The sequence below is a fragment of the Streptomyces sp. NPDC005774 genome (assembly GCF_042871645.1).
In the GTDB taxonomy this organism is placed as follows: Bacteria; Actinomycetota; Actinomycetes; order Streptomycetales; family Streptomycetaceae; genus Streptomyces; species Streptomyces pratens.
Window position 1 is genome coordinate 1 of sequence record NZ_JBIAIV010000081.1, and the last position, 23,878, is coordinate 23,878.

A 23,878-nucleotide genomic window follows, 5' to 3' on the forward strand; every position below is an offset into this window, starting at 1 on the left:
TGGCGGCGAATCCCAGCTCGTTGCCCTGCTCCGCAGGAGCTGTGTTTCCTCCCCGAGCTAAAGCACGGGGTATCCACACAGGAGGAAGAGATGAGCAGGACCTACGGCGGCCGGTGATCAAGGCGGCGTGTGATCACCGCGTTCACTGATCCGCGCAACGCCTACGGCCCGCCCCCTGCTCGTGAGCAGGGGGCGGGCCGTAGGCGTTGCGCGCGAAGCCGCGGGCCGTGGACTCAGCCGGCGGTCGGCGTGGGCACGAACGGCGTGAGCTCCGCCGCCAGTTCCTCGTGCACCCGCACCTTGAGCAGGGTGCCCTCCGCGGTGTGCTCCTCGGAGATCACCTCACCCTCGTCGTGGGCGCGGGCGACCAGCTTGCCGTGGGTGTACGGCACGAGCGCTTCGACCTCGACGGCCGGGCGGGGCAGATCGCTGTCGAGGAGGACGAGCAGTTCGTCGATGCCCTGGCCGGTTCGGGCCGAGACCGCGATGGAGCGCTTCTCCTCCCGCAGCAGCCGCTGGAGCGTCAGCGGGTCCGCCGCGTCGGCCTTGTTGATCACGACGATCTCGGGTACGCCGGTGGCGCCGACGTCCCTGATCACCTCGCGCACGGCGGCCAGCTGCTCCTCCGGGACGGGGTGCGAACCGTCCACCACGTGCAGGATCAGGTCGGCGTCGCCGACCTCCTCCATCGTGGAGCGGAACGCCTCGACGAGGTGGTGCGGCAGGTGCCGGACAAAGCCGACGGTGTCGACCAGCGTGTACAGCCGTCCGCCCGGCGTCTCGGCGCGGCGCACGGTCGGGTCGAGGGTCGCGAACAGGGCGTTCTCGACCAGCACGCCCGCGCCCGTGAGTCGGTTGAGCAGCGAGGACTTGCCGGCGTTGGTGTAGCCCGCGATGGCGACCGAGGGCACCTTGTTGCGCCTGCGCTCCTGGCGCTTGATGTCGCGGCCGGTCTTCATCTCCGCGATCTCCCGGCGCATCTTCGCCATCTTCTCGCGGATCCGGCGCCGGTCGGTCTCGATCTTGGTCTCACCGGGGCCGCGGGTGGCGAGTCCGCCGCCCGAGCCGCCGCCCATCTGCCGGGACAGCGACTGACCCCAGCCGCGCAGCCTCGGCAGCATGTACTGCATCTGCGCGAGCGCGACCTGTGCCTTGCCCTCCCGGGACTTGGCGTGCTGGGCGAAGATGTCCAGGATCAGGGCCGTACGGTCGATGACCTTGACCTTGACGACGTCCTCGAGGTGGATCAGCTGGCCGGGGCTCAGCTCACCGTCGCAGACGACCGTGTCCGCGCCCGTTTCCAGCACGATGTCGCGCAGCTCCTGGGCCTTTCCGGAGCCGATGAAGGTCGCCGCGTCGGGCTTGTCGCGGCGCTGGGTCACGCCGTCGAGCACGAGGGCGCCCGCCGTCTCCGCCAGGGCGGCGAGCTCCGCGAGGGAGTTCTCCGCGTCCTGCACGGTTCCCGATGTCCACACGCCGACGAGTACGACGCGCTCCAGGCGGAGCTGCCGGTACTCGACCTCGGTGACGTCCTCGAGCTCGGTGGAGAGGTTGGCGACACGGCGCAGGGCCGCGCGCTCGGAACGGTCGAGCTGGTCGCCGTCCCGCTCTCCGTCGATCTCGAGGCTCCAGGCGACGTCCGCTTCCATCAGGGCATCGGCCCGGAGGCCCTCGGGGTGGGTCCGCGCAAAGCGCTTGGTGTCCTGGGAAGGGGAAGAAGAGGAGGTCATTGGGTCCTTACGTCGATACGTCGATGGGAGATCGCAGGGGTGACGGGGTACCCCATCACCCTTCACAACGCACGAGCCTCCCGGGAGATTCCCGTGACCCGTGCGGCGGCGTCCTGACGATGGTGGCACGACACGGCACGTCTCGTCACCGTGTTTGTTCCCGGCTCACGGCCGGTTGATGCGTGGTCGCGCCGGAAGCCGGGCCGGAACCTCCCGTGGGCCGTGATGCGGATTCGGGGGCCGTGGGCCTGTGGGCCGTGAACCTGTAGGCCGTGGACTCGTCCGGGCCCTGCACCGTGGACTTCCAGTCCGGGTGGCCGGGCATCGGCGGGGTCTTCGCGTCGTGGAGCCAGGCATTCAGGAATCCGGTCAGGTCGCGCCCCGCGGTGTCGGAGGCGAGCCGGACGAAGTCGGCGGTGGAGGCCGTGCCGTCCCGGTGCTCGGTCACCCAGCGCCGTTCCAGGCGGTCGAACGCGGTGCGGCCGATCTCCTCGCGCAGGGCGTACAGCACGAGCGCGGAACCGTCGTACACGATCGGCCGGAAGATGCTGATCTTCTGGCCGGGCTGCGGGGCCCGGGGAGCGGCGGGTGGTCCGCCCGTCGCGCGCCAGCGGTCGGAGGCCTCGTAGGCGGCCTTCATCCGGGCCTCGAGGGGCCGGCCGGCCTTCTCCTGCGCGTACAGCGCCTCGTACCAGGTGGCGTGGCCCTCGTTGAGCCACAGGTCGGACCAGGTGCGAGGGCTGACGCTGTTGCCGAACCACTGGTGGGCGAGCTCGTGCACCATGATCGACTCGATGTACCACGCGGGATAGGCCGGGTCGGTGAAGAGTTCCCGCTCGAAGAGGGACAGCGTCTGGGTCTCGAGTTCGAAACCGGTGGAGACGTCGGCCATGAGCAGGCCGTACGTCTCGAACGGGTAGCGGCCGACCTTGTTCTCCGTCCAGGCGATCTGGTCCGGGGTCTTCGCCAGCCACGGTTCGAGCTGTTCGCGGTGGGCCGTGGGGACGACGTCGCGCAGCGGCAGCCCCTGCGGGCCGGTGCGGTGCAGGACCGTGGAGCGGCCGATGGACACCTGGGCGAGTTCGGTGGCCATGGGGTGCCGGGTGCGGTACGTCCAGGTCGTCGTCGCCGCGCGTGTGCGGTCGACATGGATCGGCAGGCCGTTGGCGACGGCCGTGTGACCGTCGGGGGCGGTGATGCGGAACGTGAAGAAGGCCTTGTCGGACGGGTGGTCGTTGCACGGGAAGACCAGGTGCGCGGCGTCGGCCTGGTTGGCCATGGCGAGACCGTCCGCGGTGCGCACCCAGCCGCCGTCACGGCCCTCGGCGGCCACCGGATCGCTGGTGTGGCGCACGGTGATACGGGTCCGTTCACCGGCGTCCAGACCGTTCACCGGCGTGATCACGAGGTCCTCACCCGCGGTGGTGAAGGTGGCGGGGGCGCCGTCGACCTCGACCGAGTGGACCGTGCCGTGGGCGAAGTCGAGGTTGATCCGGTCCAGGTCCGTGGTCGTCCGGGCGTCGATCCTCGTGGTGGCCTGGAGCGGTGTGTCGTTCGTGCCGGGGTAGCTGAGGGCGAGGTGGTACGACGCCACGTCGTACCCGGGGTTGCCCAGGTGCGGAAAGAGATGGTCACCGATGCCCAGCGGCGTGGCGGGGGCGCTCGCAGCGAGGAGGCACACGGAGACGGCCGACGTGAGCAGCGCCGCGGACGTCCGCCGACGGCGGCCCCGGGGGATCGGTGTGCGGGCGGCCGGTACGGGAGCGGCCTGACGGACGGGGGCCGGTACGGGGGCCGGTGGGCCGTGCGTGGCAGGCCGTGCGGAGGCCTCGGGGGCCGGTTCGGGAGCGGTCGGGTCGTGGGGAGTGCGCAGCATGGCCCACGGCATATCAGCGCGCGCGTGCGCGGTTACGGCGGCGCGCTCCCGGCCCACCCGATCAGGTGGGCCGATGGCCGAACGGGTGCCCGACGAGGCCTCCGGACGGGTGGCGTCCCCGCGCGCGCCGCTGTCAGGTGCCCTGGGTCTGCGGCTTGGCCCGGCTCACGTCGTACACACCCGCCACCTTGCGCATCGCGCGCATGAGGACGGGCAGGTGGGCGGCGTCCGGCAGCTGCACGGTGTACGTGTGCCGCACCTGCTGATGGGCCGGGGGTTCGACGGTCGCGGAGACGATCTCGGCGCCTTCGACGGCCATGGCCTCGGTGAGGTCGGCGAGCAGATGGGGGCGGACGAACGATTCGGCGACCAGGGTGACCCTGCACTCGGCACCCTCCCCCCAGCGCACGCCGACCTCCGCACGCCCCGCGCTCTTCATGCGCGCCACGGCAGAGCACTCGACCCGGTGCACGGCGACCGTTCCCCCGCGCACGGCGAATCCGGTCACCTCGTCGGGCGGTACGGGCGTACAGCAGCCGGCGAGACGTACCCCCGCGCCGGGCCGGTCGACCAGGACCTGGGCACCTCCGAAGGAGCCGGACACCGCCCCGGACACCGCCCCGGAAGCCGGTGCGACGGCGGGCTCGCCCACCGCGGGACGCGGGTCCGCCCGGGCTTCCTCGGCCCCGGCCCGCTCGCCCGCGGGCGGATCGGCGGGATCGGCGGAGTGCGCGGGGTGGGCGGTCAGCCACCGCTGAATGGCGATCCGGGCGGCCGGGGTACGGGCGTGCTCCAGCCACTCCCTGGAGGGCTCGGAGGCGGGGTCCTGCCCCATCAGGGGCTGGACGGTGTCCCCGTCCTTCAGCACGGTGCGCAGCGTCGCCAGGCGGCCATTGACGCGGGCGCCGATGCACGCGTGCGCGTCCTCGCCGTACTGCGCGTATGCGGCGTCCACACAGGTCGCCCCGTCGGGCAGGCCGATCGTGCCGCCGTCCGGACGGAACACGGTGATCTCGCGGTCCTGGGCGAGGTCCTCGCGCAGCGTGGACCAGAAGGTGTCGGGGTCGGTCGCGCCCCGCTGCCACTCCAGGAGCCGGGAGAGCCAGCCGGGCCGGGTCGGGTCGATGCGTTCGCCGTCGCCCGTCGACTGCTCCTCCCCCGGTGCGGCATAGGGGTTGCCGAGGGCGACGACACCCGCCTCGGCGACCTTGTGCATCAGGTGCGTACGGATGAGGACTTCGACGACCTGGCCGTCCTCGCGCGCAACGGCGGTGTGCAGCGACTGGTACAGGTTGAACTTGGGGACCGCGATGAAGTCCTTGAACTCCGAGACGACGGGTGTCATGCAGGTGTGCAGCTCGCCCAGGACGCCGTAGCAGTCGGCGTCCTCGTTCACCAGCACCAGCAGCCGGCCGAAGTCGGCGCCGCGCAGCCTGCCGCGTTTGCGGGACACGCGGTGCACGGAGACGAAGTGACGGGGGCGGATGAGGACCTCGGCGGCGAGGTCCGCTTCGCGCAGCACTTTGCGCACCTCGTCGGCGACCTCGGCGAGAGGGTCGTCCGTGCGGGAGGTGTTGCGGAGGATCAGCTCGCGCGTGTGCTTGTTCTCCTCGGGATGCAGGATCGCGAAGACCAGGTCCTCGAGTTCCGTCTTGAGCGCCTGGACGCCGAGCCGTTCGGCGAGCGGGATGAGGACGTCCCGGGTCACCTTGGCGATGCGTTCCTGCTTCTCGGGGCGCATCACCCCGAGGGTGCGCATGTTGTGCAGCCGGTCGGCGAGTTTGATCGACATCACGCGGACGTCGTTGCCGGTGGCTACCAGCATCTTACGGAAGGTCTCGGGCTCGGCCGCGGCACCGTAGTCGACCTTCTCCAGCTTGGTGACACCGTCGACGAGGTAGCACACCTCCTCGCCGAACTGCTCACGGACCTGATCGAGCGTCACCTCCGTGTCCTCGACGGTGTCGTGGAGCAAGGAGGCCGTCAAGGTCGTGGTCTCGGCCCCGAGTTCGGCGAGGATGAGGGTCACCGCGAGCGGGTGGGTGATGTACGGCTCGCCGCTCTTGCGCATCTGCCCCCGGTGCGAGGACTCGGCCAGGAGATAGGCGCGGCGCAGGGGGTCGAGATCGGCGTCGGGATGATGGGCGCGGTGGGCGTCGACCACATGACCGATGGCGTCGGGGAGCCGGTCGCGGGAGGCGGGGCCGAGGAGCGCGGCACGGCCCAGCCGGCGCAGGTCGAGCCGGGAGCGTGCCTTCCTCCGTGTCCCCGTGGGCGTGGCAGGACCTGACACCACAGGTCCTGGTGGCACAGGACCTGTGGTCGCAGGTTTCGCGGCCTCCGCATTCATGGGCACCTCCGGCGGCGTTGACCGGCGGACGCATGCCCAGGGCGGACTCGGGCTCAGGAGACGGTGCTCGTCCCCCGTCCGGGCCGGTGCTTGATGCTACCGAGCCCAGCACGTGCGACCGACCGCCTCCCTCCGAGCGTGAAACGGATCACTCCTTCGAGCGAAAACCGTCACAGCGGCGATTTCACGCCATGAGACCAGCGGCGTGCCATGCTCTCGAAGCCGAACCGGGCTCCGCACCCCGCGGATGCGGTCGGCCGGCACGATCTGCTCTTGGATACCAAGCCGGTACCGGGCTCAGCGGGGCAGGTTCTCCAGCCACTCGCTCTCGATCACGCCCTCGGCGACGATCACCGCGGGACCGGTCATCTCGATCTCCCCGTCGGACCGTTCGGTGATCACCAGAGTGCCGCCGGGCACATCCACCGTGTACGTCACCGGGATTCCGGTGACCCGCGGGTCGACACCGTCCCGGCGGGCCGTGGCCACGGCGACCGCGCAGGCACCCGTGCCGCACGAGCGGGTCTCGCCGGCTCCCCGCTCGTGGACGCGCAGCGCCACGTGCCGCGGGCCGCGGTCGGCCACGAACTCCACGTTGACGCCGTCCGGATAGACCGAGGCGGGGCTGAACGGGGGTGCGGTGAACAGGTCGCCGGCGTGGTCGAGGTCGTCCACGAAGGCCACGGCGTGCGGGTTGCCCATGTTCACGTTCCGCGCGGGCCAGCTGCGCCCGCCGACGCTCACGGTGACGCCGTCGCCGGGCAGCAGCGCCCTGCCCATGCCGACGGTGATGTCACCCGCGGCGGAGCCGCTGTCGGACACGGTCTTGGCGATGTGCACCGCCCTCACGCCTCCGCGCGTGGCGATCGCGATGTCTCCCTCGGACACATGTCCCGCACGCTGGAGGTAGCGCGCGAACACACGCACTCCATTGCCGCACATCTCGGCGACGGAACCGTCGCCGTTGCGGTAGTCCATGAACCACTCGGCCTCGGCCGCCAAGTGCCGGGCCTCGGGGTGCGCGGCGGACCGCACCACGTGCAGCAGCCCGTCGCCGCCGATGCCCGCGCGGCGGTCGCAGAGGGCCGCGACGGAGGCGGGGGGCAGGTCGATGGCGTTCTCGGGGTCCGGAACGATCACGAAGTCGTTCTCGGTGCCGTGCCCCTTGAGGAAGGCGATCCGCGTGCTCATCCCTCGATCGTACGGGGCGCCCGCGGCACCGCGTCCCGGCCCTCGCAGCGCAAGGGCCGGCGAGGGGGAGGCGGGCGTCAGCGGAGGCGGGCGACCCGCCAGACGGCCAGCGCCACCACCACTGCGACCAGCACTGCATAGGCGATCACGACCCGCCAGTCGGGTCTGCGACCGGAGCTCCGGGCCGGCAGACCGGGCCAGGTGTAGCCCACCCTGCGGGCGGCCATCATGCCCCAGCCGGCCGCACAGGAGCAGATCAGCAGGCCCAGCATGGCGATCATCGCGCCGCTTTCGCCGAAGTCGAAGGCGAGCGGGAACGCGAACATCAGGGAGCCGACCGCGGCCAGGCCGACGATGGGCGCGAGCTGCCAGAGGCGCAGCCGGCCCTGTGGGCGCAGTTCGACCTCGACCTCGTCGCCGCCCGCGAACATCTCGTCCGGCTCGGGGCCGTCGTCGGTCACTTGGCCCTGTGTCTCGTCCGGCCCGTCGGGGCTGAGACGGTCAGGGTCCTGCTCCGGTACACCCCGCTCGGTGGTGAGGTGTTCGGTGCCGTGTGCGGTGTCGCGAGGGCCGGCCTCCATCGCCACGCGCCCTCCCAACTTGGACTCCGCTTGGTCGATCGAAGCTCGATGATGGCACGGTGTCAGAGGCCCGGATGACGGCCTGGGCGTCCCGATGCCATGACGTGATCAGGCTGTAACCGGTCGTTCGACCAACGACAGCGCAAGCCGCGGAAGTTCCGTCAGGTCCGCCGCGGCCCCACTCAACCAATGCACCCGCGGGTCGCGCCTGAACCACGAATCCTGACGGCGCGCGAAGCGCTTGGTGGCACGGACGGTCTCGGACCGCGCGTCCTCCGGGGTGCACTCTGCGGCGAGCGCGGCGAGCACCTGCTGGTAGCCGAGCGCACGCGAGGCCGTACGCCCCTCGCGCAACCCTTGCGCCTCCAGTGCGCGCACTTCGTCCACGAGACCCGCGTCCCACATCCGGTCGACCCGGTCGGCGATCCGCGCGTCCAGCTCGGGGCGGGCGACGTCGACACCGATCTGGAGGGTGTCGTAGACCGAGTCGTGGCCGGGGAGGTTGGCGGTGAAGGGCAGGCCGGTGATCTCGATCACTTCGAGCGCCCGGACGATGCGACGGCCGTTGCTCGGCAGGATGGCTCGCGCGGCCTCGGGATCGGCGGCGGCGAGGCGGGCGTGCAGCGCGCCGGATCCACGCAGGGTGAGCTCGTCCTCCAGGCGCGACCGTACGTCGGGGTCGGTGCCCGGGAACTCGAGATGGTCGACGGCCCCGCGGACGTAGAGGCCGGAGCCCCCGACCAGGACGGGCCAGCGCCCGGCGGCGAGCAGTGCGTCGATCCGCTCCCGGGCGAGGCGCTGATACTCGGCGACGGACGCGGTGACGGTCACGTCCCAGATGTCCAGGAGGTGGTGCGGGACTCCCCCACGCTCCTCGGGCGTCAGCTTGGCGGTGCCGATGTCCATCCCCCGGTAGAGCTGCATGGAGTCGGCGTTGATGACTTCACCGCCAAGCTCTCGAGCCAGGAAAACGCCCAGATCGGACTTTCCGGCTGCGGTGGGGCCGACGACGGCGATGACCCGGGGGGTGGGGAGTGCGCTGCTCACCGGTCCAGTCTCGCAAACCCCACAGCCGGCCCTCCATCGCGTGGCGTGACGCGACGTGCGCGGGGCTGTACCCGGGCCGGGTTTCGGCCACGGGAAGGCCGTACGGCGGGGCGGGACCGCGTCCACGCGAGTACCGTATGGAGTGGATATGGGCGTTTTACACATGAGTGCACACGAACCGCACCGCGAGGGAAGGTGGACCATGGGTCTCCTGGACAACATGAAGGCCAGGTTGGGGCCTGCCAAGGACAAGGTCTCGGACCTCGCGCAGCAGCACGGGGGCAAAATCCAGCACGGGCTGGAAAAGGCCGCGAAGACCGCCGACGAGCGGACCAAGGGCAAGTACAGCGACAAGATCCAGAAGGGCACCGGCAGGGCCAAGGGCGCCATGGACCGCCTCACCCACAAGGACGACCCCGGTCCGGACACGGGGGGCACCACTCCCCCGGCGGGACCGCCGCCCGCTCACTGAGCACTGAGCACTGAGCACTGAGGGCATTGGATCGGCACAAGGCCGGGAACGCGCGTCACGCAGGGCGTTCCCGGCCTTCGGTCGTTCCGGGTTTTCGGTCGTTCCGGGCCTTCGGTCGCTCCACGCCGTCCGACGTGCCGGGCGGGCGTCGCGCGAAGCCGCAGCCCCTACGACCAGGTGGCCACCATGTAGCCCACCCCGTACGGAGCGTCCTCGTACAGCAGCGCGCCCTCCAGGGCGGTCCCCCCGGCTTCGGCCGCCCCTGCCAGGACCTGCCAGGGTGCCCGGCCGGACGCCTTGAGTTCGCGCGCCAGGCCGCTGTCCAGCGCCCGCAGGGACGCCGTGTCGGCCGCTCCCAGCGCCCGCGCGGCCTCCGCGTCGAAGGGCGCCGCCCGCTCGTCGAGGTAGCCCGGCGCCTTGAGCGTGCGGCAAGCACTGCCGTCGCCCATCACCAGCAGCGCGACCCGCTCCGCCCTGGTGGCCATCTCCCGTCCCTGTTCGGCGCACCGCTCGGCCGCGAGGGACTCCCCCACACCGAGTCCCTCGACGGGTGCGTTCGCCCACCCGGTCCGCTCCAGCAGCCAGGCGCCCACCGCGAGCGCACCGGGCAGTGTCCGGCCGGTCGCCGTGTCCCGGTCCGCTCCGAGCCGTACGCCGAGACCGACACCGAAGTCGTGGAAGGACCCCGTGCTGCCCTCCGGGTAGCGCTCGGCCCCTACGTCGCCGCGCGCCGGGCCGACGACCACCAGCAGGTCGGGCCGGGCGGCGGTGAGCACGCCGACCGCGTCCGTGCACGCGGCCCGCGCGGTGTCCAGCTCGGGTGCGGCGCCCGCGGCCACTTCGGGCACGAGGAGGGGCGGGCACGGGCAGACTGCGGCGGCGACAAGCATGATCAGCAGCCTACTGCCGCAGTCCGGAACGGCATCCACGTCTCACGGGTCGTCCGTGCTCCAGACGCGCTCCGCGAGGCAGTACCGCAGGTGGTAGGTGTCCGGTCCGCCCTTGACCTCCACGAAGTACGTGTCGTCGTCCACGCGGCACACCTCGCGACGCTGTTGCAGCAGCCCTCCGGCGAACCTGTGCGTGCACGCCGTCTCGTACAACCTGCGGCGCGCTTCCTCACGCGTGCTTTCGAAACGTGCGATCGGCCGGAGTGTGTCCTCCCGCTCCTCCACAACGACCCAGTGAGCCATGCGCCCGTCCCCCCGTCGCGGCCCGGTCAGTCGATGGCGCAGCCCCCGGTGGCCGCCGGCAGCGGCTCGGGCACGCCCACCTTGGGCAGACCGAGCATGACGCCCGCCGGCCCGGCGGCCCCGGCAGTGTGGCGCTTCTCCCAGGCGTCGCCCGCGCGGGTGCGGCGCACCTCCAGGGTGGGACCCTCGGCAAGGAGGTGGTGGGGAGCCGCGTAGGTGATCCCGACGGTGACGACGTCGCCGGGACGGACCTCCTGCTCCGGCTTGGTGAAGTGCACCAGGCGGCTGTCCGGGGCGCGGCCGGAGAGACGGTGGGTGGCGCCGTCCTTGCGGCCCTCGCCCTCGGCCACCATCAGCTCCAGGGTGCGGCCGACCTGCTTCTTGTTCTCCTCCCAGGAGATCTCCTCCTGGAGGGCGACGAGCCGTTCGTAGCGCTCCTGGACGACCTTCTTGGGAATCTGGCCGTCCATCTCGGCGGCCGGGGTTCCCGGACGCTTGGAGTACTGGAAGGTGAAGGCCTGTGCGAAGCGGGCCTCGCGCACCACGTGCAGGGTCTGCTCGAAGTCTTCCTCGGTCTCGCCCGGGAAGCCCACGATGATGTCGGTGCTGATCGCCGCGTGCGGGATGGCGGCGCGGACCTTCTCGATGATGCCGAAGTAGCGCTCCTGCCGGTACGAGCGGCGCATCGCCTTGAGGACCGTGTCCGAGCCGGACTGGAGCGGCATGTGGAGTTGTGGCATCACGTTGGGCGTCTCGGCCATGGCGGCGATGACGTCGTCGGTGAAGTCGCGCGGGTGCGGGGAGGTGAAGCGGACGCGCTCCAGGCCCTCGATCCTCCCGCAGGCCCGCAGCAGCTTGCTGAACGCCTCCCGGTCACCGATGTCGGAGCCGTACGCGTTGACGTTCTGGCCGAGCAGGGTGATCTCCGAGACACCCTCGGCGACCAGTGCCTCGATCTCGGCGAGAATGTCCCCGGTACGCCGGTCCTTCTCCTTGCCGCGCAGCGCGGGGACGATGCAGAAGGTGCAGGTGTTGTTGCAGCCGACGGAGATGGACACCCAGGCCGCGTAGGCGCTCTCGCGGCGGGTCGGCAGCGTGGACGGGAAGGCCTCCAGCGACTCGGCGATCTCGACCTGGGCCTCCTCCTGGACGCGGGCGCGCTCCAGGAGGACCGGCAGCTTGCCGATGTTGTGCGTACCGAAGACGACGTCGACCCAGGGGGCCCGCTTCACGATGGTGTCGCGGTCCTTCTGCGCGAGGCAGCCGCCGACCGCGATCTGCATGCCGGGGCGCCGCGCCTTCCTGGGGGCGAGGTGGCCGAGGTTGCCGTAGAGCTTGTTGTCGGCGTTCTCACGCACGGCGCAGGTGTTGAAGACGACGACGTCGGCGTCGCCGTCGGCGCCCTCGGGAGCGCGGACGTAGCCCGCGTCCTCCAGCAGCCCGGACAATCGCTCTGAGTCGTGGACGTTCATCTGGCACCCGTAGGTGCGTACTTCATAGGTGCGCGTGCCGCCCACTGACTGGCTCCGGTCGATGCTGCTCATGCCCTACAGGGTAGGCGGTCGCCACGCCACCCCCGGGACTCAGCCCGGGATCGGGCTCCGGCCCCCGCCACGGCTCCGCTCAGGCCTCGGTGCGGGGCTCCGCGCCCTGCGCCCACCCCTGCCGGCGCAGCACCCCGGACACGTCGGGCGCCTCGTAGTGGTCCCCCTTGAGGACCTTGCCGTCGGACCGGCGGGCGATCCTGCCGTCGGGGCCGCGCTTGCTCATGTTGGCGCGGTGGATCTCGGAGATCACCGCGTCGAGGTCGATGCCGTGGACGAGCGCCGTGCCGTAGGCGACGTAGACGACGTCGGCGAGTTCGTGCGCGAGCCGGTCGAGGGGGCCGTGCACCGCCACCTCCGCGACCTCCGCGGCCTCCTCGGCGAGCAGGTCGCCGCGCTGGGCGGCGAGTTCCGGTGGGACCTCGGTCGGTGTCTCGCGCACGTCCAGCCCGAAGGCACGGTGGAACTCACGGACCAGCTCGGCGGGCGAAGCGCTCATGCCGTAACGGTAACGGCCGCCTCCCGGGACTCTCCCGGCCTGGTCAGGGGGGCGCACGGGCTGGCAGGATCGCGCACATGTCCATCGCGCCGTTCCGTATCGGCAGGCGCCGGGTCCTGCGGGGCGCGGTCGCCGGCCTCGTGGCGCTCGGGCTGCTGCTGTGGTGGCTGGCACCCTGGAGCGAGGATCCGCCGCGCGGGACGGTCACGCTGAGCACGGGCACACGCGCGGGGGTCTACCAGAAGTACGGGGAGCTTCTGCGCACGTCGCTGAGCAAAGACATGCCCGGCCTCGAAGTGCGGCTGCTGACGAGCGACGGTTCGCAGGAGAACGTGCGGCGCGTGGCGACCGGGCAGGCGGACTTCGCGATCACCGCGGCCGACGCGGTGCAGACGTACAAGCTGAGCGGCGCACAGAACGCCGACGGGCTGCGCGGGGTCGCCCGTCTCTACGACGACTACGTGCAGCTCGTGGTCCCTCCCGGCTCCGGTATCCGTTCCGTCGCCGATCTGCGGGGCAAGAGGGTCGCCATAGGGCCGCCCAAGTCGGGTGTCCGGCTCATCGCCAACCGGGTGCTCAGAGCGGCCGGCATCGACCCGGAGAAGGACATCAGGCCCTTCGCGGACGGCATCGACACCGGCCCCGGGCGGCTCGGGCAGGGACTGGACGCGTTCTTCTGGTCGGGCGGGCTGCCCACCGACGGCCTGCGCACCCTGTCCGAGGACGCCGGCCTCCGGTTCGTGCCGATCCCGGCCGGCCTGGTCGCCCGGCTGCACGATCAGGGCGGGGCCACGCGCTACTACCGTGCCACCAACATGCCGGAGTCGGCCTACCCCGGCAGTCAGCACGGTTCGACCGTCCCGACGATGGCCGTGTCCAATCTGCTGATCACCCGGGCGGACATGGACCCGCGGATCACCGAGTGGCTGACCCGGATCGTGCTCAAGAGCCGGGACGGCATCGGTGCGCACGTCCACTCCGCCCAGCTCGTCGACGTACGCACCGCGATCTACACCGATCCGCTCCGGCTGCACGACGGCGCGCGCCGGTACTACCGGTCCGTCAAGCCCTGAACGGTGGTCCCACCCGTGGGGGCGCTCCTCGGCACCGTGACCGTCACTCTCAACCCGTGCGGCTCGTGCCGCTCGTACGCGATCGAGCCGCCGCCCGCCGTGAGCAGGGCGCGGGAGATGGACAGGCCCAGGCCGGAGCCCCTGATGTTCTGGTGCCGCGAGCTGCGCCAGAAGCGGTCGCCGACGCGGGTCAGCTCCTCGTCGGTCAGACCGGGGCCGTCGTCGGTGACGACGACGGTGGAGGTACCGCCGTTGGAGGCGACGGCCACCTCGACGCTCCGGTCCTCGGGCGTGAACTTCACCGCGTTGTCGATGACCGCGTCCAGCGCGCTGGACAGGGCGACCGGGTCGGCCCATGCCGTGGTCGGCGGGCAGTGCCCGGCCAGCAGGACGCCCTTGGCCTGGGCGGTGGGCGACCAGGCCGCCACGCGTTCGGCGGTCAGGGCGCCGATGTCGGTGATCTGGAGCTGGGCCTCGCTGTGCTCGGCCAGCGCCAGGTCGAGCAGGTCGTCCAGGACCTGCGCCAGGCGCCTGCCCTCGGCCTGGACGGAGGCGATCTCCTCGTTGCCCTCGGGCAGCTCCAGGGCGAGCAGTTCGATGCGCAGGAGCAGTGCCGAGAGCGGGTTGCGCAGCTGGTGCGAGGCATCGGCGACGAAGGCGCGCTGCTGCTCCAGCACGCTCTCGACGTGGTCCGCCATCTCGTTGAACGACCGCGCGAGCCTGCGGAGCTCCGGCGGCCCGCCGGCCGGCGCGACCCTGGACTTCAGCCGCCCGGTGGCGATGTCGTGGGTGGTGGCGTCCAGGACCCGTACGGGTTTGAGCACCCAGCCGGTCAGCCGCAGGGCCGCGCCGACGGCCAGCAGCATCGCGGCCGCCTCCCCCACCCCGATGAGCAGCCAGCCCCGCAGGATGCGGGACCGCATCTGCCCGGTGGGCGAATCGGTGACGACGACGGCGACGACGTCCCCGTCCCGGATGACCGGCGAGGCCACCACGAGGCTGCGCCGCTCCCAGGGCCACACCTGCTCGGGGTCGTGGCTGCGGCGGCTGAGCAGCGCCTCCTGGAAGGCGTCGCGCACCTCGCCCGTCCCCGGCAGGAACCAGTCGTCCGGCGCGTGCGCCATCGGGGTGTCGTTGCGGTAGAAGACGCCGGCCCGGATGCCGTACACCTCGTAGTAGCTGTCGAGTTCGCTGCCGAGGGTCTCCCGGCGCTCGTTGACGTCTCCGGTGACGGGGTCTGCGGGTTCGGTGACGAACTGGGCGAGGGCCGCGAAGCGTGCCGTGTCGTCGATCCGGTCGACGATGACCCGTTGTTGTTGCGCGCCCGCCAGGCTGACCGCGAGCGGGACGCCGAGAGCGAGCAGGACGGCCGCCATCAGGACGATGAGCAGCGGCAGCAGACGTGTGTGCACCCGGCCGGGCCCGCCCTAGGCCGCGGGCTCGACGAGCCGGTAGCCGACTCCGCGCACGGTCTCGATGAGGGCCGGCAGGCGGAGCTTGGCGCGCAGGGAGGCGACATGCACTTCGAGGGTCCGCCCGGTCCCCTCCCAGCTGGTGCGCCACACCTCGCTGATGATCTGCTCGCGGCGGAAGACGACCCCGGGACGCTGGGCGAGCAGGGCCAGCAGATCGAACTCCTTGCGGGTCAGCGGGACGACCACACCGTTCACGCTGACCTGCCGGGTCGGCAGTTCGATGCGCACGGAGCCGATCCACAGCTCGGCCTCGCCGCTGCCGGGGACGTCCTGGACGGTGCGCCGGCTGACGGCGTGGATCCGGGCGAGCAGTTCGCCCGTGTCGTACGGCTTGACCACGTAGTCGTCGGCGCCGAGGTTCAGGCCGTGGATGCGGGAGCGCACGTCGGCGCGGGCGGTGACCATGATGACCGGGGTACCGGTGCGTTTGCGGATCTTGCCGCACACCTCGTAGCCGTCCTGGTCGGGCAGGCCCAGGTCGAGGAGGATGACTCCGAAGCCGTCGGCCTCGGGGACGAGCGCCCGGAGAGCCTCCTCGCCGTTGCGCGCGTGGGTGACGTCGAAGCCGTGCCGCGCCAGAATCGCCGACAGGGCGGCGGCGACGTGGTTGTCGTCCTCGACGAGAAGCAGTCTCATCCGGTCCCCCTTCGGTTCATCGGCCGTACGATCCGAGTGTGTAGAAAAGCGTGGAGAGAAACGTTTGCACGCGCGTGCGCACCTTGCAGTGACGCCGATGAACGAGGACGGCGTCAAGAGGGTTCCGGTTGCTCTTCAGTACCGTTACCCGGACGAAATGAGCCCTGCTCACAAGTGCTACGACACGTGTCCGATTGCTATCGGATCGTGATGCTCAGATTCCCCTCAGATGTGATGACGCAGGCCTGAAGGGTCACTACTGTCCTCCCAAACCGAGGAGGACGGAGCCTCAAAGCGATGACCGAAGTATCGGTGGCCAAGGAAGACTCGGCCGCGACCGGCGATCTGGTCGTCCTGAAGAGCGTCAACAAGCATTTCGGCGCGTTGCACGTACTCCAGGACATCGACCTGACGATCGCCCGCGGCGAAGTCGTCGTCGTCATCGGGCCCTCCGGGTCCGGGAAGTCCACCCTGTGCCGCGCCATCAACCGTCTGGAGACGATCGAGGACGGGTCGATCACGATCGACGGCAAGTCCCTGCCGCACGAGGGCAAGGAGCTCGCCCGGCTGCGTGCCGACGTGGGGATGGTCTTCCAGTCCTTCAACCTCTTCGCGCACAAGACCGTGCTCGAGAACGTGACGCTGGGCCAGGTCAAGGTCCGCAAGAAGGACAAGAAGGCGGCCGAGGAGCGGGCCCGTGCCCTGCTCGACCGGGTCGGCGTGGGCGCGCAGGCCGACAAGTACCCCGCGCAGCTCTCCGGCGGCCAGCAGCAGCGTGTCGCCATCGCGCGCGCTCTGGCGATGGAGCCCAAGGTCATGCTCTTCGACGAGCCGACGTCGGCGCTCGACCCGGAGATGATCAACGAGGTTCTGGAGGTCATGCAGCAGCTCGCCCGCGACGGCATGACCATGATCGTGGTGACCCACGAGATGGGCTTCGCCCGTTCCGCCGCCAACCGCGTGGTGTTCATGGCGGACGGCCGCATCGTCGAAGAGGCGACGCCGGACCAGTTCTTCAGCAACCCGCGCAGCGATCGTGCCAAGGACTTCCTGTCGAAGATCCTGCACCACTGACGTCGTCACCGACGTCGCCACTGACGTCGTCCTGCGTCTGACACTCGGACGACGTGCGTCACCGGATGGCCGGGGCCGCATCACCTCACCCGCACACGGGCCGCATCACCTCACCAGTCAAAAGGATGTGCACCATGAAGCTCCGCAAGGTCACCGCCGCCTCGGCCGCCGTGCTCGCCCTCGCCCTGACCGCCACCGCCTGCGGCGGCGACGACAGCGGCGACAACGCCTCGTCCTCCGGCTCCGGGGGCGGCGACAAGATCAAGATCGGCATCAAGTACGACCAGCCCGGTCTCGGCCTGAAGACGCCGGACGGCTCCTTCACCGGCTTCGACGTGGACGTCGCGACCTACGTCGCCAAGGAGCTCGGCTACAAGCCCGACCAGATCGAGTGGATCGAGACCAAGAGCGCCGACCGCGAGAACGCCCTCGCGCGCGGCGACGTGAAGTTCATCGCGGCGACCTACTCCATCAACGACGAGCGCGCCCAGAAGGTCGACTTCGCCGGCCCGTACCTGCTGGCCCACCAGGACCTGCTGGTCAAGAGCGACTCGGACATCAGCGACGCCACGGACCTGAACGACAAGAAGCTCTGTTCCGTGACCGGGTCGACCTCGGCGCAGAACGTCAAGAAGGACTTCGCCCCGAAGGCCCAGCTCAAGCAGAACGGCACCTACTCGGAGTGCATCGCCGGTCTGCAGAGCGGCGCCGTGGACGCGGTGACCACCGACGACTCGATCCTCGCCGGCTTCGCCTCGCAGGACCAGTACAAGGGCAAGTTCAAGCTCGCCGGTCTGAAGCTGAGCAACGAGAACTACGGCATCGGTGTCAAGAAGGGCGACACCGAGACCGTGAACAAGATCAATGACGCGCTGGAGAAGATGGTCGGCGACAAGGCCTGGGACAAGGCGGTCGAAGCGAACTTCGGCCCGGCCGAGTACAAGAACGAGCCGGCCCCGAAGATCGGCGACATCGTCAAGTAAGCCCAGGGCCGTCCGTCACGCGGGGTTCTGAAGGCGCGCCGCCGTCCGTCGCGATCAGGGCGGCGGCGCGCCGCGTCCGCCACGTACGCCACACACCCGGAAGCGCGGGAGATCGTGTTCGACTTCATTTCTGACTACAACGATCCAACCTTGTTGGGTGCCTTCTGGATGACGGTGAAGCTCACCGTGTTCTCGGGCATCGCCTCCCTGGTCGGGGGCACCCTGCTGGCAGCGATGCGAGTCAGCCCCGTCCCCCTGATGCGAGGGTTCGGCACCGCCTATGTGAACATCGTCCGGAACATCCCCCTGACGGTCGTCATCGTCTTCACCTCGCTCGGCCTCGCCGACATCTTCGGCATGACCATGGGCGCGCCCGACGACTTCGCGCTCCAGGGCTTCCGCCTCTCGGTGCTCGGTCTGTCCGCCTACACCGCGGCCTTCGTCTGCGAGGCGCTGCGCTCCGGCATCAACACCGTGCCCGTCGGACAGGCCGAGGCGGCCCGCGCCATCGGTCTGAGCTTCTCCCAGGTGCTCGGGCTGATCGTGCTGCCGCAGGCGTTCCGCTCGGTCATCGGACCGCTCGCGAACGTGCTGATCGCGCTGACCAAGAACACGACGGTGGCGGCCGCGATCGGTGTGGCGGAGGCCGCTCTGCTGATGAAGGAAATGATCGAGAACGAGGCACAGACGCTGCTCATCGGCGCGGTCTTCGCCTTCGGATTCGTGGTACTGACCCTGCCCACCGGCCTGTTCCTCGGCTGGCTGAGCAAGCGACTGGCGGTGAAGCGGTGACCTCCGTTCTGTACGACGCCCCCGGCCCCCGGGCCAAGCGGCGCAATGTCGTCTTCTCGGTCGTGTCCGTCGTCGTCCTGGCCCTCGTTCTGTGGTGGGTCTACCTGACGATGGACGACAAGGGCCAGCTGGAATGGGCTCTGTGGAAGCCGTTCACCGAGTCCGAGGCCTGGACGACGTACCTGCTGCCCGGCCTCGGCTACACCCTCAAGGCCGCGGGACTGGCCATGGTCATGGCGCTGCCGCTGGGAGCGGTCCTCGGGATCGCCCGGATGTCCGACCACCGGTGGGTGCGGGCTTCGGCCGGCACGGTGGTGGAGTTCTTCCGGGCCATCCCGGTACTGCTGCTGATGCTGTTCGCCAACGAGTTCTACGCCCGCTCCACGGATGTGACCAGTGCGGACCGGCCCATGTACGCGGTCATCACCGGTCTGGTGCTCTACAACGCCTCGGTCCTCGCCGAGGTCGTCCGGGCCGGCATCCTGGCCCTGCCCAAGGGGCAGACGGAGGCGGCCCAGGCGGTCGGCCTGCGCAAGGGGCAGACGATGTCCACCATCCTGCTGCCGCAGGCCGTCACGGTGATGCTCCCGGCGATCGTGACCCAGCTGGTCGTCATCGTGAAGGACACCGCGCTGGGCGGTGTGATGCTCGGCTTCACCGAGCTGCTGAACGCGCGTGGCACGCTCGCGGCCAACTACGCCAACGTCATCCAGAGCTTCATCGTCGTGGCGATCATCTTCATCGTCCTGAACTTCCTCATCACCTCCTTCGCCTCCTGGCTCGAGGCGCGGCTGCGCCGCAGCAAGCGCAGCACGGGTGCGGTGCTCGGCCCCGACGACGTCCACGACCTCAACGCGGCCGAGGTCGGAGGCACTCACGGAACCGGCGCGGGCGGCACCATCTGACGCGCGCCCCGCTGTGCGCCTGCCGTACAACATGACTGTGGCCCGCCGTTGCCCGGCGGGCCACAGTCATGCCGGGGGCCGGCCCGCACCACCGGTGCGAACGAACGGGGCGAACCGGACTCATGTGATGAGCAGTCGAGTGGTGTGACGGCCTCTGACCCACATCATGATCGCCATGGACCTTCGGTCACTTGACGCAAGCACCGGCAATAGGTTGCATACGTTCTGTGATCGTGCACCCTGCTCCGTCTTCTTGTTCCTCCTCGTCCCTTCGGACGTCACTTCGAGCAGGGGGCGTCGCGTCGTGGACCCGGTGATCATCGTCGGAGCGGGGCCCGTCGGGCTCATGCTCGCCCTGGCTCTGGCGCGCCAGGAGGTGCCGTGTGTGGTCCTCGACGAGGGGCCGGGCAAGGACGAACCGCGTCCCGCGCGCTCCGTCGTACTCCGCCGGGACACCACGGAGCTCGTGAAACGGCTGACCGGGCTGCCGCTCGCCGCCGCCGGTTCGCCATGGGCCGGATGGCGGTCGATGCGGCGCAAGCAGGTGACACACGAGATCGCCTTCGACGACCCCGAACCCGGCCCCGTGCACATCGCCCAGCACGTTCTGACCGGCGCCCTGCGCGCGGCTCTCGCCGGCGAACCGCTCGTCGAAGTCGTCGTGGACAGCCGTCTGGACTCCCTCGAACAGGAACCCTCCGGCGTCACCGCGCACACCCGCGGCGCCGATGGCACCTGGTGGCGCGGCAGCTACCTGGTCGGCTGCGACGGCCCCCGCTCCACCGTGCGCAAGCTCCAGGACATCCGCTTCCCCGGCCGCACGGCGGTGGAACGTCACGCCGTGGCCGCGTTGCGTACGGAGCTGCCCCGGCCCTCGGAAGCGTTGCTGCACCGGATGCCGCCGTGGCGCACCTTGGGCCCCTTCGCCGGGGAGATCAGCGCGCGCCCGCTGCCGGACGGCGTGTGGCGGCTGGACTGGCTGATGCCGCCGGGCAAGGAACTGGTCACCCCCGAACTGCTCCTCGACAGGGTCCGGGAGACCCTGGCCGGCTGGGCCGAGGGCCCGACACCACCGTACGAACTGCTCGACACCGGGGTGCACACCGTCCACCACCGGCTCGCCCGGCGCTGGCGGGCCGGCCGTGTCTTCCTCGCCGGGGACGCCGCGCATCTGCTCGGCGCCCTGGGGACGCACGGACTGGACGAGGGGCTCCGCGACGTCGACAACCTGGCCTGGAAGCTGGCCCTGGCCTGGCACCACGGTCTGCACGAAGCGCTGCTCGACAGTTACCAGACGGAGCGCAGGGCGATCGTCGCCGCCCGGCTGCGCGCCGCCGACCAGGCGTTGCCGCTGGTACGGGGCGGCAAAGGCCTGCGTTCCTACGTCCCCGGCGCTGCCCGCGGTCATGACACGTTCCTGATGGAGGGGCACCTGGGACAGGGGACGCTGGGCGCGCCGGGCGTGCACACCGACTCCCCCCTCACACCCCCGCCCCTCGAGGGCGAGGTACCCGTGGACACGCCGGTCGGGTCACCGGTCACCGATGTACGGGTCACGGCGGAGGACGGCACCTTCGTCAGGCTCCGGGGACGGCTCGGCCGGGGAGCACTGCTGGTGGTGCTGATCGCGCCGGGTACCGGGGTGTGGGAGCGCAGGCACTGGGTGTCCGCCGGGATCATGCCCCGGCTCGCGTCGGCGGTGGCGGCGCTGCCGCAGCCGGCCGAGCTTCTGGTCGCGGAGAGCTATCCGGGGGCGGCGGCCCACACCGTGCTGCTGGTACGCCCCGACGGGCACCTGGTCACGGCACTGAGCGGGGTCCGTCCGGCGTCCCTGTACACGGCGGCCGAGACGGCGCTCGGCGGACCGGCCTCGGCGGAGGTGGGGACGGGGGCCGCCGGGACCGATGCCGGGGCGGAAGCGGGGGTGGGAGCTGAAGTCAACGCCGGTACCGGCGCGGGCTCGCGCTGAGGCGACGCCCCGACGCGTCGCCTCGACACCGCATCGTCATCGTGTCGACTCGTCGTCATCGCGATGTCCGCGGCCGGCCGCGTACGGCCGCGGCCGTCCGTCGCTTTCCGTGGCCGTCCGCATGCTGACGGCGAGTTGATCCGCGCGCGACGTCGTGGTCTACTCCGGTCCGTGACCGACACCTGTGTGCGCCTGTGGCGGAGGGTCCATATGGACCTCCTCCGCTATGCGGGCTGCGTGTGTCGCCCGTCCTTCTGAACTCGCGTTCTCCCTCCCCGCGCACCGCTTGCATGCCGCTGCCGCCGTGCGCGCTCCGCGAACCTTTCTTCAGGACGGTGCCACGTGTCTGCTTCCCCTGCGTTTCCCCCTGCCCTCCCCACGTCTCCCACGGTCTCCGCGTCCGGTGCGGTTCCCTGCTCGACCGCTGCCCCGGGTGGTATGGCCTCCACTCCTGCCGCCGGCCCCTCGCAGGCGGATCTCCTCGGCTTCGTACGACGCGTCGCCGCCGACGCCGAGCTGGTCGCCTCACTGCCGCTCGACCCGGAGGGCCGCACCTGGGTACGGCTCGACGGCCCCGCGGGCAGCGAGGCCTGGCTGATCGGCTGGCCGCCCGGCACGGGCACCGGCTGGCACGACCACGGGGAATCCTTCGGGTCCTTCATGACCGCGTCGGGTGAGCTGAAGGAGAACTCGCTCTCCGTGCGGCTGCCCGCCGACGGCTGGAAGACGCTGGAGCTGAACGACGGTGTGGACCGGAAGCGCCGGCTGGCGGCCGGCCAGGGCCGAGCCTTCGGCCGGCACCACGTACACGAGGTGCTCAACGAGTCCCCCGAGCAGCACGCGGTCTCCGTGCACGCCTACTACCCGCCGCTCCCTCTGATGCGCCGGTTCAGCCGCACCGGCCCGACACTGCGCCTGGAGCAGGTCGAACGGCCGGTGGACTGGCAGTGAGCGGGGCACCGGAGAGGGGCTCCGAGGCCCCCGGGATCGACGAGCTGCTGGAGCGGGTCCGCGCGGGCTACGAACGCATCGAGGCGGCCCCCGCCCACGAGGCCGCCCGCGACGGGGGAGCCCTGCTGGTCGACATCCGCTACGCGGCACTGCGCGACCGGGACGGGGCGATCCCTGGCGCCCTCGTCGTCGAGCGCAACGAACTGGAGTGGCGTCTCGATCCTCGGGGCAGCCATCGCCTCCCCGAGGCGACCGGCCATGACCTGCGCGTCGTCGTGATCTGCAACGAGGGCTACGCCTCCAGCCTGGCCGCGGAATCCCTGCACCGGCTGGGACTCCACCGGGCCACCGATCTGATCGGCGGCTTCCAGGCCTGGCGGGCGGCGGGGCTGCCGGTACGGACGGAGAGCGGGCTCTCTCAGTACCCGCCGTCCTCCAGGAACTCCGTGTCCTCGCCCTCCTCCTCCAGCGCCTGCCGGACCACGCGCAGGGCAAGGCCCTCGGGGTAGCCCTTGCGGGCGAGCATGCCGGCGAGGCGGCGGATCCGCTTGTCGCGGTCGAGTCCACGGGTGGAGCGCAGCTTGCGGGCGACGAGCTCGCGCGCGGTGCTCTCCTCCTTTTCGGAGTCGAGCTGGGAGACGGCCGCGTCGATCAGCGTGGAGTCGACGCCCTTGGTCCGCAGCTCCCGGGCAAGGGCTCGTCGTGCCAGGCCCCGGCCATGGTGCCGGGACTCGACCCAGGCGTCCGCGAAGGCGCCGTCGTTGATCAGTCCGACCTCTTCGAACCGGGACAGCACCTCCTCGGCGGCCTCGTCCGGGGTCTCCCGTTTGCGCAGGGCGTCGGCGAGCTGTTTCCGGGTGCGCGGGGTCCCGGTGAGCAGGCGCAGACAGATCGCCCGTGCCCGCTCGACCGGGTCCCCCGAAGACTCCTCCCGCTCGGCCCTCGGTGAGGAGGAGTCGTCCCCGTCCGCTGCGGCCGCCTCGCCGAAAGCCCGGCGTCTGCGTCCACCACGCGGCCCGCCGTCACGCGAGCCGCTCCCCCGTGCGCCCTCTGCACGACGGGACCCGGCGCCGCGCGGACGCCGACCACCACTCGGGTCCTCACGGGAGAAGCCGTCGAAGAAGCCGTCCCCGCCATTGGCGTCCCCGTACGCCGTGTCACCGTTCGCGGCCGGGTCGTCGCCGCTTCCGGTGCCCGCCCCCCGTGGGGCGCCGGAAGCGGCGGACTCGTACTCGGCCCAGTCGGTTCGTCGGGTCACGGGTCAGCTCTTGACCGCGGTGGCCTTGGACTTGGTGGTCTTGGCCGCCGAGGCCGGAGCCGGAGTCGCGGCGGCCCCGGCCGGGACGGCGGTGTCGGCAGCATCCGCGCTCTTCTCACCGGCCGGCTCCTCGGCCTGCACGCCGATGCCGAGCTTCTTCAGGATCTTCTTCTCGATCTCGTCAGCGAGGTCGGGGTTGTCCTTGAGGAAGTTGCGGGAGTTCTCCTTGCCCTGGCCGAGCTGGTCGCCCTCGTACGTGTACCAGGCGCCGGCCTTGCG

At 70.9% G+C, this 23,878-nt stretch carries 22 protein-coding genes and 2 pseudogenes; 10 read left to right on the plus strand and 14 right to left on the minus strand.

From position 1 onward, the window contains the following. Positions 1 to 233: 233 nt before the first annotated feature. The 6 genes from hflX to miaA all read right to left on the minus strand — a co-directional run bounded on the left by hflX (position 234) and on the right by miaA (position 8,775). Complete coding sequence (gene hflX / locus ACFYQA_RS37120) at positions 234 to 1,730, minus strand: GTPase HflX (RefSeq protein ID WP_388927770.1); 1,497 nt, start codon at positions 1,728 to 1,730, stop codon at positions 234 to 236. Positions 1,731 to 1,875: 145 nt separating this feature from the next. Next, complete coding sequence (locus tag ACFYQA_RS37125; RefSeq protein ID WP_388927773.1) at positions 1,876 to 3,606, minus strand: M1 family metallopeptidase; 1,731 nt, start codon at positions 3,604 to 3,606, stop codon at positions 1,876 to 1,878. Between the two features lie 133 nt (positions 3,607 to 3,739). After that, entirely contained in the window at positions 3,740 to 5,956 is a 2,217-nt protein-coding gene (locus ACFYQA_RS37130) for a RelA/SpoT family protein (protein ID WP_388927776.1), read from the minus strand. A 297-nt stretch (positions 5,957 to 6,253) separates the two neighbouring features. Further along, entirely contained in the window at positions 6,254 to 7,147 is an 894-nt protein-coding gene (gene dapF, locus ACFYQA_RS37135; protein ID WP_388927779.1) for a diaminopimelate epimerase, read from the minus strand. Between the two features lie 77 nt (positions 7,148 to 7,224). Next, entirely contained in the window at positions 7,225 to 7,728 is a 504-nt protein-coding gene (locus ACFYQA_RS37140; RefSeq protein ID WP_388927829.1) for a hypothetical protein, read from the minus strand. Between the two features lie 108 nt (positions 7,729 to 7,836). Further along, the gene (gene miaA / locus ACFYQA_RS37145) at positions 7,837 to 8,775 is read right to left on the minus strand and encodes a tRNA (adenosine(37)-N6)-dimethylallyltransferase MiaA (protein ID WP_386396057.1); all 939 of its coding nucleotides are present in this window, start codon (positions 8,773 to 8,775) and stop codon (positions 7,837 to 7,839) included. 202 nt (positions 8,776 to 8,977) lie between these two features. Between miaA and ACFYQA_RS37150 the strand changes: the two genes are divergently transcribed. Further along, positions 8,978 to 9,247: an antitoxin gene (locus ACFYQA_RS37150; protein ID WP_388927782.1), complete on the plus strand. Its 270-nt coding sequence runs from the start codon at positions 8,978 to 8,980 to the stop codon at positions 9,245 to 9,247. Positions 9,248 to 9,414: 167 nt separating this feature from the next. Here the strand turns inward: ACFYQA_RS37150 and ACFYQA_RS37155 are convergent, their stop codons facing one another. The 4 genes from ACFYQA_RS37155 to ACFYQA_RS37170 form a co-directional block, all read right to left on the minus strand. Next, positions 9,415 to 10,137, minus strand: a complete 723-nt coding sequence (locus tag ACFYQA_RS37155; protein WP_388927784.1) for a class III extradiol dioxygenase subunit B-like domain-containing protein — start codon at positions 10,135 to 10,137, stop codon at positions 9,415 to 9,417. Between the two features lie 42 nt (positions 10,138 to 10,179). Then, positions 10,180 to 10,440, minus strand: a complete 261-nt coding sequence (locus ACFYQA_RS37160; protein ID WP_388927787.1) for a hypothetical protein — start codon at positions 10,438 to 10,440, stop codon at positions 10,180 to 10,182. A gap of 26 nt (positions 10,441 to 10,466) precedes the next feature. Continuing rightward, positions 10,467 to 11,984 (minus strand): tRNA (N6-isopentenyl adenosine(37)-C2)-methylthiotransferase MiaB, encoded by a 1,518-nt coding sequence (gene miaB, locus ACFYQA_RS37165; protein WP_388927790.1) that lies wholly within the window; start codon positions 11,982 to 11,984, stop codon positions 10,467 to 10,469. A 79-nt stretch (positions 11,985 to 12,063) separates the two neighbouring features. Next, the gene (locus tag ACFYQA_RS37170) at positions 12,064 to 12,483 is read right to left on the minus strand and encodes a MazG nucleotide pyrophosphohydrolase domain-containing protein (protein ID WP_388927793.1); all 420 of its coding nucleotides are present in this window, start codon (positions 12,481 to 12,483) and stop codon (positions 12,064 to 12,066) included. A gap of 77 nt (positions 12,484 to 12,560) precedes the next feature. Here ACFYQA_RS37170 and ACFYQA_RS37175 point away from each other — a divergent pair, with 77 nt between their 5' ends. Continuing rightward, positions 12,561 to 13,556, plus strand: a complete 996-nt coding sequence (locus ACFYQA_RS37175) for a TAXI family TRAP transporter solute-binding subunit (protein ID WP_388927796.1) — start codon at positions 12,561 to 12,563, stop codon at positions 13,554 to 13,556. On the opposite strand, the gene ACFYQA_RS37180 is transcribed toward ACFYQA_RS37175, so the two are convergent. Both ACFYQA_RS37180 and ACFYQA_RS37185 read right to left on the minus strand, forming a co-directional pair. Next, positions 13,535 to 14,968: a sensor histidine kinase gene (locus ACFYQA_RS37180; RefSeq protein WP_388927799.1), complete on the minus strand. Its 1,434-nt coding sequence runs from the start codon at positions 14,966 to 14,968 to the stop codon at positions 13,535 to 13,537. The genes ACFYQA_RS37175 and ACFYQA_RS37180 overlap by 22 nt on opposite strands. A 15-nt stretch (positions 14,969 to 14,983) precedes the next feature. Continuing rightward, positions 14,984 to 15,667 (minus strand): response regulator transcription factor, encoded by a 684-nt coding sequence (locus ACFYQA_RS37185; protein ID WP_388927802.1) that lies wholly within the window; start codon positions 15,665 to 15,667, stop codon positions 14,984 to 14,986. A gap of 297 nt (positions 15,668 to 15,964) precedes the next feature. Here ACFYQA_RS37185 and ACFYQA_RS37190 point away from each other — a divergent pair, with 297 nt between their 5' ends. The 8 genes and pseudogenes from ACFYQA_RS37190 to ACFYQA_RS37225 form a co-directional block, all read left to right on the plus strand. Beyond that, positions 15,965 to 16,741 (plus strand): amino acid ABC transporter ATP-binding protein, encoded by a 777-nt coding sequence (locus tag ACFYQA_RS37190; protein WP_388927805.1) that lies wholly within the window; start codon positions 15,965 to 15,967, stop codon positions 16,739 to 16,741. Positions 16,742 to 16,875: 134 nt separating this feature from the next. Next, a complete protein-coding gene (locus ACFYQA_RS37195) occupies positions 16,876 to 17,724 on the plus strand; it encodes a glutamate ABC transporter substrate-binding protein (protein WP_388927808.1) in 849 nt (282 codons plus the stop codon). 114 nt (positions 17,725 to 17,838) lie between these two features. Continuing rightward, positions 17,839 to 18,516 carry an amino acid ABC transporter permease gene (locus tag ACFYQA_RS37200; protein ID WP_388927811.1) on the plus strand — a complete coding sequence of 226 codons (678 nt, stop codon included), beginning with the start codon at positions 17,839 to 17,841 and terminating at the stop codon, positions 18,514 to 18,516. Then, on the plus strand, positions 18,513 to 19,421 hold the full coding sequence (locus tag ACFYQA_RS37205) for an amino acid ABC transporter permease (RefSeq protein WP_388927814.1): 909 nt from the start codon (positions 18,513 to 18,515) through the stop codon (positions 19,419 to 19,421). Before ACFYQA_RS37200 ends, ACFYQA_RS37205 begins: the two co-directional genes overlap by 4 nt. 304 nt (positions 19,422 to 19,725) lie before the next feature. Continuing rightward, entirely contained in the window at positions 19,726 to 21,390 is a 1,665-nt protein-coding gene (locus ACFYQA_RS37210) for an FAD-dependent monooxygenase (RefSeq protein ID WP_388927817.1), read from the plus strand. 63 nt (positions 21,391 to 21,453) lie between these two features. Further along, entirely contained in the window at positions 21,454 to 21,648 is a 195-nt protein-coding gene (locus ACFYQA_RS37215) for a putative leader peptide (protein ID WP_388927820.1), read from the plus strand. A gap of 180 nt (positions 21,649 to 21,828) precedes the next feature. Further along, the gene (locus ACFYQA_RS37220) at positions 21,829 to 22,341 is read left to right on the plus strand and encodes a cysteine dioxygenase (protein WP_388927823.1); all 513 of its coding nucleotides are present in this window, start codon (positions 21,829 to 21,831) and stop codon (positions 22,339 to 22,341) included. Then, positions 22,338 to 22,739, plus strand: a pseudogene (locus ACFYQA_RS37225) (rhodanese-like domain-containing protein); the annotation flags it as partial. The gene ACFYQA_RS37220 and the pseudogene ACFYQA_RS37225, both read left to right, overlap by 4 nt. Before the next feature lie 20 nt (positions 22,740 to 22,759). Here the strand turns inward: ACFYQA_RS37225 and recX are convergent. Both recX and ACFYQA_RS37235 read right to left on the minus strand, forming a co-directional pair. Next, positions 22,760 to 23,599 (minus strand): recombination regulator RecX, encoded by an 840-nt coding sequence (recX, locus tag ACFYQA_RS37230; protein WP_388927826.1) that lies wholly within the window; start codon positions 23,597 to 23,599, stop codon positions 22,760 to 22,762. A gap of 3 nt (positions 23,600 to 23,602) precedes the next feature. Continuing rightward, positions 23,603 to 23,878, minus strand: a pseudogene (locus ACFYQA_RS37235) (DNA recombination/repair protein RecA); the annotation flags it as partial.